Genomic DNA, 10,259 nt, shown 5'->3' on the forward strand with positions numbered 1-10,259 from the left:
CTTGAGCGTCTCGGCCCAGCGCGCCAGGCTGCCCAGGTGTGGGATGACGCGGTCAACCTGTTGCAGGTAGTTGCCCCAGGGACCGAGGTTGTCTGCCTGGAGGTAGGAGGGGAGGGGATGGGAGCCGGCGGGGGTGGAGCCGGAGGCGGCGGCGGGGTGTGACATTGAAAAAACTCCTTGTGGGATTTCTTGAGAGGAAAAGTCAATGCACGGAGCTTAAAAGCCCGCCCTCAAATAGTCCAAGGCATTGTGCACCACTATCTATGCAAATAATGCATATCCCGGGTCTTGAACCCGGCGGCAAGGTCCAGGCGGCCGGATCGATGGGTGTCAGACCGTGAACTGCAGAGCGGCCAGCCGCGCGTACACGCCGCCGCGGTTCACCAGTTCGGTGTGCGTGCCTTGCTCCACCAGCCGGCCGTGGTCCAGCACCAGGATGCGGTCGGCCTGCTGCACCGTGGCCAGGCGGTGGGCGATGACCAGCGTCGTGCGTCCCTTCATGGCCGATTCCAGTGCCGCTTGCACCATGCGCTCGCTTTCGGCATCCAGCGCGCTGGTGGCTTCATCGAGCAGCAGCAGCGGTGCGTTCTTCAGCATGGCCCGCGCGATCGCGATGCGCTGGCGCTGACCGCCCGACAGCCGCACGCCACGCTCGCCCAGGAAAGTGTCGTAGCCCTCGGGCAAAGCGGTGATGAACTCGTGCGCGAATGCGGCCTGGGCGGCGGCACGGGTTTCCTCGTCGCTGGCGCCGGGTTTGCCGTAGCGGATGTTTTCGAGCGCGCTGGTGGAAAAGATCACCGCGTCCTGCGGCACGATGCCGATGCGGTCGCGCAGGTCTTGCAGTGACATGTCGGCCGTGCGCACGCCGTCGAGTGCGATGCGGCCCGAAGCCGGGTCGTAAAAACGCAGCAGCAGCTGGAACACCGTGCTCTTGCCCGCGCCGCTGGGCCCGACGATGGCCACGGTTTCGCCGGGCGCCACGCTCAGGCTGAAATCGCTGAGCGCAGCCTGCGCCGGGCGCGACGGATAGTGAAAGTTCACGGCCTCAAACTGGATGGCGCTGCCCGCCTGCGTCAGCCGCGCCGGCACGGGGTTGGGCGGCGAGGTGACGGGTGAGCGCGAGGCCAGCAATTCCATCAGGCGTTCTGTGGCGCCGGCCGCGCGCAGCAGGTCGCCATAGACCTCGCCCAGCACCGCCGCGGCGCTCGCCAGGATGATCACGTAGACCACGGTCTGGCCCAGGTGGCCGGCCGAGATGTCGCCGCGCATCACGGCCTGCGTGCCTTGGTACAGGCCCCACAGCAGCGCCGCCGAGGTGGCGATGATGATGAAGGCCACCAGCACCGAGCGCGCCCGGGCGCGCCGCACGGCGGTGTTGAAGGCATTCGTGGTCGACTGGTCGAAACGCGCCGACTCGCGTGCTTCGGCGGTATAGCTTTGCACCACCGGAATCGCATTGAGCACCTCGGCGGCGATGGCGCTGGAGTCGGCCACGCGGTCCTGGCTGGCGCGCGACAGCTTGCGCACGCGCCGGCCGAACCACACCGAGGGCGCGACGATCAGCACCAGCACGCCCAGCACTTGCACCATCAAATAGGGGTTGGTATAGACCAGCATGCCCAGCGCGCCCACGCCCATCACGGCATTGCGCAGGCCCATGCTCAGCGAGGAGCCCACGACGGTCTGCACCAGCGTCGTGTCGCCGGTCAGGCGCGACAGCACCTCGCCGGTCTGCGTGGTCTCGAAGAATTCCGGGCTTTGCCGCACCACATGGGCATACACCGCGTTGCGCAGGTCGGCCGTCACGCGCTCGCCCAGCCAGCTCACCATGTAAAAACGGCCCGCCGAAAAAAGCCCCAGCGCGGCGGCTACGGCAAACAGTTCGAAGAAATGAGTACGCAAGGCCATCAGCTGTTGGCCCTTGTCGGCCGCTGTGAGGCCGCCGTCGATCAGGCTGCGCAGGGCCAGCGGAAACACCAGCGTCGCCACCGCGGCCAGTACCAGGAAGACCGCAGCCGCCAGGATGTGGCCCCAGTAGGGCCGCAAAAAAGGCAAAAGACCGGAGAGCGAACGCGGGGAGCCTTTGGGGCCCAGGGAGGAGGGGAGAGTAGCCATGCAGGGAGTTTAGTCAAAAATAGGGCAATAAATTGCCGAAACAAACACCGCCTTGACATTAATTGTCTAGGCATGTATTATTCGAACCCATGACTTCCAAACCCACCCGCCCGGAATCCCCCGGCCCCGCACTTTGCGGTTTGCCGGCCGATTTCTATTGCGCGGCTGATTACGACGCCGGCCAGAGCACCGGCTACCTGATGCGCCAGATCATCAACAGCGTTTCCCAGCAGGTCGCACGCGAACTCGAGCCTCAGGGCCTGACGAACGCCCAATGGGTGCCCATGCTCAAGCTCTATCTCCGAAAAGCCTCCACCGTGGCCGAACTCGCGCGTGAATGCCAGCTTGACGCGGGCTCCATGACCCGCCTGCTTGACCGGCTCGAAGCCAAGGGTTTTTGCCGCCGCATCCGCTCCATCGACGACAGGCGCGTGGTGAACATTGAATTGACCCCCGAAGGCCGCGATGCCGCCAAGGAAATCCCGGCCGTGCTGAGCCGCGTGCAGAACGCCCACCTGGCCGGATTTTCGGTGGAAGAGTGGCAAAACCTCAAAGCCTATCTGCGCCGTATCCTCGAAACCGCGCACACCCTCCAAGCAGCGAATGAACAACATGACAAATAACACCTGTTCCTTTCCCATGGATTCCGACCAAGCCGCCAACTCCGTCATTTCCGGCACTGCGCAGCAGAATGCCCAGGAAACCCTGCCGGTCTGGCGCGCCTCCTTCCGCATGGCCCTGGTGGCCGCCGCCAGCGTGGTGGCCGTGGGCCTGATGGCAACGGGCCTCACCGGCTGCGCCGACATGTCCGGCATTGCGCCGCAGGCCAGCCTGCGCGACGCGCCCTCGCTGGGCCTGAAGGCCGATGCCGGCACGCAGGCCTCGGCGCAGGCGCAGCTGGCCGCCGAGTGGTGGCGCGATTTCGGTGACGAGCAGCTCAACACCCTGGTCGCGCAGGCCCTGCAGACCAGCCCCAGCCTCAAGCTCGCGCAGGCCCGCCTGGCGCGCGCGCAGGCCGTCATTGAAGTGGCCGACGCCGCCACCTTGCCGCAGCTCACCGGCCAGCTCGACCTGACCCGCCAGCGCTACACCGCCAATGGCGCGGTCCCGCCGCCGCTGGCCGGCTCCATCCGCGAAAGCGGCACGGCCCAGCTCAATGCGAGCTGGGAGCTTGATTTCTTCGGCAAGAACCGCGCGGCGCTCGATGCCGCGCTGGGCAGCGCCAACGCCGCCGAAGCCGACGCCCAGGCCGCGCGTGTGCTGCTGGCCAGCAATGTCGCCCGCACGTATTTCCAGCTGGTGCGCCTCAACGAACAAGCCAGTGTGGCGCGCCGCACGCTGGCCCAGCGTGAGGAGACCTTGAAGCTGGTGCAAGACCGCGTCAACGCCGGCCTGGATACCCGCCTTGAACTGCGCCAGAGCGAAGGCGGCCTGCCCGAAGCGCGCCTGCAGCTTGAGACCRTGTTGGAGCAGATGGCCCTCACGCGCAACGCGCTGGGCGCGCTGGTCGGCCAGCCCGACGCCGCCGCCGCGCTGAATCCACCCGCGCAAGCCGCGATCAAAAATGTCGCGGTCGCCGCCACCCTGCCGGCCGACCTGCTGGGCCGCCGCGCCGACGTCGCCGCCGCGCGCTGGCGTGTCGAGGCCTCAACCAGGGACGTGGCCAATGCCAAGACCCAGTTCTATCCCAACATCAACCTCGTCGCCTTCGCTGGTTTCTCCAGCATAGGCCTGGGCAACTTGATGGACTCGGGCAGCAGGCAGTGGGGCGTGGGCCCGGCGCTGCGCCTGCCGATTTTTGATGCGGGCCGGCTGCGCGCCAACCTGCGCGGCAAGACCGCCGACCTCGACGCCGCGGTGGAAAGCTATAACGCCGCCGTGATCGATGCGGTGCGCGACGTCGCCGACCAGGTGGCCTCCTCGCAAGCCATCACCCGCCAGCAAACCGAGCAGCGCGCCGCCCAGGACGCCGCCGAAAGCGCCTACGAAATTGCCGTGCAGCGCTACAAGGCCGGCCTGGGCAACTACCTCAACGTGCTCACGGCGGAAACCAGTGTGCTGGCCCAGCGCCGGCAGGCCGTGGACCTGTCGGCCCGCGCGCTCGACACGCAGGTGGCGCTGATACGCGCGCTGGGCGGCGGCTACACACCCGGCCAGGCCGTGCCCGCGGAGCGGCAGGCTCGTTCGGCTTTCTGAACTCTGAACAAGTGACCAGCGATCAAAAGTTAACCCAACACATAACACGCATCATGAACACTCCTGAATCCTCCAACGCTCCAGCGCCATCCGCTTCTCCAACGCCCACGGCCACGCCCGCCGCCGCACCGGCGCCGGTCGCGCTGCGCGACGCCGATGTCACCAAGGCGCAAAGTGACATCGCGCGCGCCAATGACGACCTCAACCGCCGCCAGTCGCTCACCGGCAACGGCGCCGTGTCCAGGGAAGAACTCAACCACGCCCGCACGCAACTGGACACCGCCAAAAGCGCCTTGGCCGCCGCACAGGCCGGCGTGGTCGCCGCGCGCGAGCAGCTTTCCAGCAACCAGGCGCTGACCGAAGGCACCAGCATCGAGCAGCACCCCAGCGTGCAGGTGGCGGCCGCCCGGGTGCGTGAAGCCTTCCTCGCCACGCAGCGCGCGGGCCTGCTCGCGCCGGTGGACGGTTATGTCGCCAAACGCACCGTGCAGCTCGGCCAGCGCGTGGCCGCCGGCACGCCCATGATGTCCATCATTCCGCTCAAGCAGGTCTGGGTAGACGCCAACTTCAAGGAAGTGCAACTGCGCAACATCCGCATCGGCCAGCCCGTCACTCTGGTGGCCGACCTCTACGGCAAGAAGGTCGAATACAAGGGAACAGTGGCTGGCCTGGGCGTGGGCACCGGCGCTGCGTTCTCGCTGCTGCCCGCGCAGAACGCCACCGGCAACTGGATCAAGGTGGTGCAGCGTGTGCCCGTGCGCATCGCACTGGATGCCAAGCAGCTCGCCGAGAACCCGCTGCGTGTGGGCCTGTCCATGGACGCTGAAGTCGACGTGAGCAACAAGAACGGCAAAATGCTGGCCGATGCGCCGCGTGATGCCGCCGTGGCGCACACCCAGACCTACGGCGCGCAGGACGATGCGGCCGACAAGGACGTGCAGCGCGTGATCGCCGCCAACACCGGCAAGGCCGCGGTGAAGTCGGCCAAGGCCGCCAATGCGGCGAAGCCTTTGCTTCCAGCGGGCGGCGCTGCTTTGCCTGCCCAGGCCGGCGCCGATGCGCAGACCCTGGCCTTCAGCCACACGCTGTCCCTGGCCGGCAACCGCCCGGCACGCTAAGCCACAGCCCCAGCACGCGCAACCGCGGCGAACCCCCACCGCGGTTTCCACCAGCCCCTCCTTCGCAAGGCTTTCATGGCTTCCGCACCTGCTTCCGCTTACATCGCACCTCCGCCGCTGACGGGCTCGGCACGCCTGTGGGGCACGCTGGCCCTGTCGGCCGCGACCTTCATGAACGTGCTCGACACCTCCATCGCCAACGTGTCGCTGCCCGCCATCGCCGGCGACCTGGGCGTCAGCCCCAACCAGGGCACCTGGGTCATCACCAGCTTCGGCGTGGCCAACGCGATCGCCGTGCCGCTCACCGGCTGGCTGTCACAGCGCTTCGGCCAGGTACGCCTGTTCACGGCCAGCGTCCTGCTGTTCGTGCTCACCTCCTGGCTGTGCGGCCTGGCGCCCAACATGACCACGCTGATCTTCCTGCGCGTGCTGCAGGGCCTGGTCGCCGGGCCCATGATTCCTTTGTCGCAGGCGCTGCTGCTGTCGAGTTACCCGAAGGCGCTGGCGGGGCTGGCCATGGCGCTATGGTCCATGACGACGCTGGTCGCGCCTGTCATGGGGCCGCTGCTGGGCGGCTGGATCACCGACAACATTTCCTGGCCCTGGATTTTCTACATCAACATCCCCGTGGGCCTGGGTGCGGCCTTCATCACCTGGAGCATCTTCCGAAAGCGTGAAAGCGTCACCCGCAAACTGCCCATCGATTCGGTGGGTCTGGCGCTGCTGGTGGTCTGGGTCGGTTCGCTGCAGATCATGCTCGACAAGGGGCAGGAGCTGGACTGGTTCCACTCCGGCGAGGTCGTCGCGCTGGCCATCATCGCGCTGGTCGGCCTGATCGCCTTCGTGATCTGGGAACTGACCGAAGAGCACCCGGTGGTGGACCTGACGCTGTTCAAGGGGCGCAACTTCTGGGCCGGCGCGCTAGCGCTGTCGGTGGGCTACGGCCTCTTCTTCGGCAACGTGGTGCTGCTGCCTCTGTGGTTGCAGCAGTACATGGGCTACACCGCCACACAGGCCGGCATGGTGCTGGCGCCGGTGGGTGCCTTCGCCTTGCTGCTGTCGCCCGTCGTCGGAAAGAACATTTCCAAGGTTGACCCGCGCCGCTTCGCCGCCTTTGCCTTCATGGTGTTCGCGCTGGTGCTGTGGATGCGCTCTCACTTCAACACCCAGGCCGACTTCCAGACCATCATGATCCCGACCATCATCCAGGGCGTGGCCATGGCCTTCTTCTTCATCCCGCTGGTCACCATCACGCTGTCGGGCATCTCGCCCGAGAAGATCCCCGCGGCGTCGGGCCTGTCGAATTTCGTGCGCATCACGGCCGGCTCTTTCGGCACCTCCATTGCCACCACCATCTGGCAGGACCGCGCCGCCATGCACCACGCGCAGATCAGCGAATACGTGAACCAGGGCAGCACCGCCACCAACAGCGCGCTTGCCGGCCTGGCCGGCGCCGGCCTCACGCCCGACCAGGCGCTGGGCACCATCAACCGCCTGGCCGACCAACAGGCTTACATGCTCGCGGCCAACGACGTGTTTTATGTTTCGGCGCTGATCTTCCTGCTGCTGATTCCGCTGGTGTTTTTGACGCGGCCCACGCATGCGGGGGCGGGTGGGGCGGATGCGGCAGCCGGGGCGCATTGAGGTAGAGCAACGGCGCGCCTGACCGCAAGCAGGGTGCGCCGGGTTTCGCGGAATTTTCATAGGGACGCGAATTTGCAATACATTCCTTGAAGCCCCGCGCATGGGGTCTCAAGGAATTCGATGTCTAAATTCGACGGCAATCACCAGCTTGTGCCGCAGGGCTTGCGTAGGCATTTCATGGGGAGCTTCCAGGTCTTGGCCGCACGCGTGTGCTTCAAGCTGTTGGTTTCGACCCTAAGCGCAATTCTTGTTTTTGTAGCGTCCACATCTATTGCAATAGCGGCAAGCGAAACCGTTGAAGCCCCGTCGAGCTTCAAATACGCCGGAGGCGATGTTCCGGAATGGCCGTCCGGTGCTCATGAGCCACCGGAAAACGGCGCCTATCCGGTAGCCTGGAAATACCCGGTGTTTTCCGATAAAAACGCAGCACGTCTTGGAAGGCTAAATGGCTGGGCTCGAACGGTTGCGCTGAAAGCCTTGTTTCAAGGTGACCCTGAGATATCAGGTCGAGCACTGGCCATGAAAGACTCGCGTGTTTTGTCCGAACTTGGCCGAGACAAAGAGCTTCGCGGTTCTGCCAATACGCAATCTGAGTTGTTCCCTGAACATATCTTCGGCCCCTACATTCTCTTTACCTTGTACACGGAATGGCTGGGAGGTACCCGGCCGCAGCATGCCATTGAAACTCTGGTTTTCGACTACAAAGCTGGCGTTCAGATTCCTGTTCAATCACTGTTCAAAGCCGACGCTCAGGAAGAACTGAATTCTCTCCTTGGAGCGGCGATTGAAAAAACGTTCCAGGAGGACAAGCAAGCGCATGCCGTTTGTTTGAAGCGCAAATCTCGCGACTCAAAGTTAATTTGCGAAAGGCAATTGAACGACGATGATGTGAATGCCTGCGTCAACTGGCGTTCCTTCGATTGGCGCCTGCTATCGATATACGGGCCGCAAAGGCTTTTCCTTACATTCCCATTCAATCCTGGTTGGCGCCAGACATGTGGGGATGAAGCTTACGTACTTGAGGGCAAGGCCATCGAGCGCCTATTCGTTGCGCCGAACGTCTTTCGCAAGGGGCGTATGCCGAAGGAATTGAAACCATGATTTCATTCCACGCCTTCCAGCCGAACTCAATAACTTGATGAAAGCATGAACCATGCGAATCACCACCCATTTCCTCGCTGCTGTGATCCTGGCGCTTGTTTCGCCCTTTGTCTTCGCCACGTCTGATCAAGTACCGAAGGCCGTWGCGGAAAACATGGAGCTTGTACGCGCCGAGTTTGGGCTCTTCAATCCGCCTGACTCCGGTAAGCCTGCTTTCGTTGCGACCCGGCAAGTTCCACTTGTTCCCGGCCAGATCTATGGCTGGGTCGTGATGGTGAATCCAACCCAGGAGGAGGTGAGTTGGCGGGAGGAATTTACCCTTCCGGGGAAACCGGCGACGTGGGGCGAGTCGGATCCCAATGCATCGCAAACCATTTCATCGGATCAGAAGACCTCGGTGAAAGAGGGGAAAGTGGTTCCGGATCGCGGCGTCATTGCCAATACCTGGGCGGTGGCTCCGGGGGATCCCCAGGGACGCTATGTCATTCGGGTTTTCATTGGGAACCGTTTGGCCCGGACCTTTGAATTTGATGTCAAGTGAGTTCCAGGGGCCAGTGAATCCGGACCTCGGAGCCGCAGTGACTCGCGTAATTCTGTCAGGCGCTCGAAGCGGGAGATTTGAGCGCCGCCTCCACTGGCACCAAAATCGCATTGCCGGTAGCCACCAGCAGCAACTCTCCACCGTCCTGCTCGGCAAACAACTCCGCCCCGGCAAACACCTGCTTGCGCCCAGCCTTCACCACGCGCCCGCGCGCCACAAAGCCGCGGCCCACGGCCGGCGCCAGGCAGTTCACTGAAAAATGCGAGGCCAGTACGCGGCCGGCCACGGTGGCGGCCGCGTAACCGCAGGCCGTGTCCAGCATCGCGCCTATCAGGCCCGCATGCAGGTAGCCGGCGTACTGGCCCATGTCTTCCTCCCGCCAGGCCATGCGTATCTCGGCTTCGCCGGCCGAGGCCCGCACAACTTCAAAGCCGGCCCAGCGGTTGAAGGAGGCGGTCTGGTTCACCGCCTGCAGGGTGTTCAGGATTGTGAGTTCCGTCATGGCTGGAAATATAGGACTGCCCGAGGCTACGGGCTGTAGCGCGGGTGACAGCCCGGCGGTTGGAAAGATCAGCTGCTTGTGACGCAGGCGTCACCGCCCCGTCAAGGCGACGTAGGCCGCGCGTGTCTCAGGTGATACCGAGGCCACGAGTTGTTCATGCGATGTCTTGTGCCGCACCAGCATGCGCGCCGAGGCAACAGCTTTGGATTTGCAGAACCAGTGGCAGCTGTGCTGCATCAGGAAGAGCTCGGCCGACATCGTGAAGGCCTTTTCCTTGGGCGTGTGCTGGGCGCTGTTTTCTGCCGTCTGCAGGATGCCTTGGGCGTGGATCGCCAGCACTTTTCGCATGTCGAATGTCAGGCCTGGAAAGAGTTTGGCAACGAAGGGGATGGCAATCGGCAGCTTGCTCGTGCGTGCATCGATTTCATCGACCTTGGAAAAGCCTGTGGCAAAGCGGGTGAACTGCTCGCACAGCTTTAGTTCTGAGCTGGCCAGCTGGTTCCAGACCTGCTCGCGCCGCTCGGCATCCTTCTCGCCCAGCGCCCGCAGGTAGCCGTCGGTCAGGGTCTCCATCAGTTTTTCGATCTGGTACTGGCCGAGGTGGCTGCCCAGCAGGGCGATGCGACGGCGTTCTTCCGACAGTTTGAGGATGTAGACGGCTATGGCGACGCAGGTCACCAAAGTGAAGAATTCCATTTTTTGGGTTTGGGGTGGGGCTGTGGGGGGAGGTACCAGTGTAGTCACTCTGTGTGTCTAGGCTGTGGTCGGATTGACGGTTGAGTGTTTTGCTTAGTCCTGCTGGCCGGGGGTAGCCCGGCGGCTACTCACTTTTAGCGAAACCCGCAAAGCGGGTTTTCTTTTGTTCGCCAAAAGGCGCGCTACGCGCGCGGGGTTTGCTCACTTCGCGAAGCGAAGTTACGCAAACACAAAAAGAAACAAAAAGAAACCGCGACCCTGGTTGCTGCGTCCCTGCGCTTCGCTACGGGCAACCTGCGGTGCTCGGTCCAGACGGGGTCTCGCTAAACTCGCCTTCGGCTCAAAC

General features: G+C 64.0%; 9 protein-coding genes and 1 pseudogene. 6 read left to right on the forward strand and 4 right to left on the reverse strand.

Features of this window, described 5'->3' with window-relative positions; all coding sequences use genetic code 11:
• Together AC1D0P_RS20250 and AC1D0P_RS20255 are read right to left on the reverse strand one after the other, a co-directional pair.
• A pseudogene (locus AC1D0P_RS20250) lies at positions 1-165 on the reverse strand (Glu/Leu/Phe/Val dehydrogenase); the annotation flags it as partial.
• A gap of 165 nt (positions 166-330) precedes the next feature.
• Complete coding sequence (locus tag AC1D0P_RS20255; RefSeq protein ID WP_477678396.1) at positions 331-2,115, reverse strand: ABC transporter transmembrane domain-containing protein; 1,785 nt, start codon at positions 2,113-2,115, stop codon at positions 331-333.
• Positions 2,116-2,204: 89 nt separating this feature from the next.
• Here AC1D0P_RS20255 and AC1D0P_RS20260 point away from each other — a divergent pair, with 89 nt between their 5' ends.
• The 6 genes from AC1D0P_RS20260 to AC1D0P_RS20285 all read left to right on the forward strand — a co-directional run bounded on the left by AC1D0P_RS20260 (position 2,205) and on the right by AC1D0P_RS20285 (position 8,715).
• Positions 2,205-2,738 (forward strand): MarR family winged helix-turn-helix transcriptional regulator, encoded by a 534-nt coding sequence (locus AC1D0P_RS20260; protein WP_477654947.1) that lies wholly within the window; start codon positions 2,205-2,207, stop codon positions 2,736-2,738.
• Positions 2,739-2,847: 109 nt separating this feature from the next.
• A complete protein-coding gene (locus AC1D0P_RS20265) occupies positions 2,848-4,311 on the forward strand; it encodes an efflux transporter outer membrane subunit (RefSeq protein ID WP_477678403.1) in 1,464 nt (487 codons plus the stop codon).
• A 53-nt stretch (positions 4,312-4,364) separates the two neighbouring features.
• A complete protein-coding gene (locus AC1D0P_RS20270; protein ID WP_477678397.1) occupies positions 4,365-5,429 on the forward strand; it encodes an EmrA/EmrK family multidrug efflux transporter periplasmic adaptor subunit in 1,065 nt (354 codons plus the stop codon).
• Between the two features lie 75 nt (positions 5,430-5,504).
• Positions 5,505-7,073, forward strand: coding sequence for a DHA2 family efflux MFS transporter permease subunit (locus AC1D0P_RS20275; protein ID WP_477678398.1), 1,569 nt, complete (start codon positions 5,505-5,507; stop codon positions 7,071-7,073).
• Positions 7,074-7,193: 120 nt separating this feature from the next.
• Positions 7,194-8,174: a hypothetical protein gene (locus AC1D0P_RS20280; protein ID WP_477678399.1), complete on the forward strand. Its 981-nt coding sequence runs from the start codon at positions 7,194-7,196 to the stop codon at positions 8,172-8,174.
• Positions 8,175-8,226: 52 nt separating this feature from the next.
• Entirely contained in the window at positions 8,227-8,715 is a 489-nt protein-coding gene (locus tag AC1D0P_RS20285; RefSeq protein WP_477678400.1) for a hypothetical protein, read from the forward strand.
• Positions 8,716-8,770: 55 nt separating this feature from the next.
• Here AC1D0P_RS20285 and AC1D0P_RS20290 read toward each other — a convergent pair whose 3' ends face one another.
• Both AC1D0P_RS20290 and AC1D0P_RS20295 read right to left on the reverse strand, forming a co-directional pair.
• Positions 8,771-9,217 carry a PaaI family thioesterase gene (locus tag AC1D0P_RS20290; RefSeq protein WP_477678401.1) on the reverse strand — a complete coding sequence of 149 codons (447 nt, stop codon included), beginning with the start codon at positions 9,215-9,217 and terminating at the stop codon, positions 8,771-8,773.
• Between the two features lie 90 nt (positions 9,218-9,307).
• Positions 9,308-9,913 carry a hypothetical protein gene (locus tag AC1D0P_RS20295; RefSeq protein ID WP_477678402.1) on the reverse strand — a complete coding sequence of 202 codons (606 nt, stop codon included), beginning with the start codon at positions 9,911-9,913 and terminating at the stop codon, positions 9,308-9,310.
• Between the last annotated feature and the right edge of the window lie 346 nt (positions 9,914-10,259).

The organism is Polaromonas sp. P1_G2 (assembly GCF_056405515.1).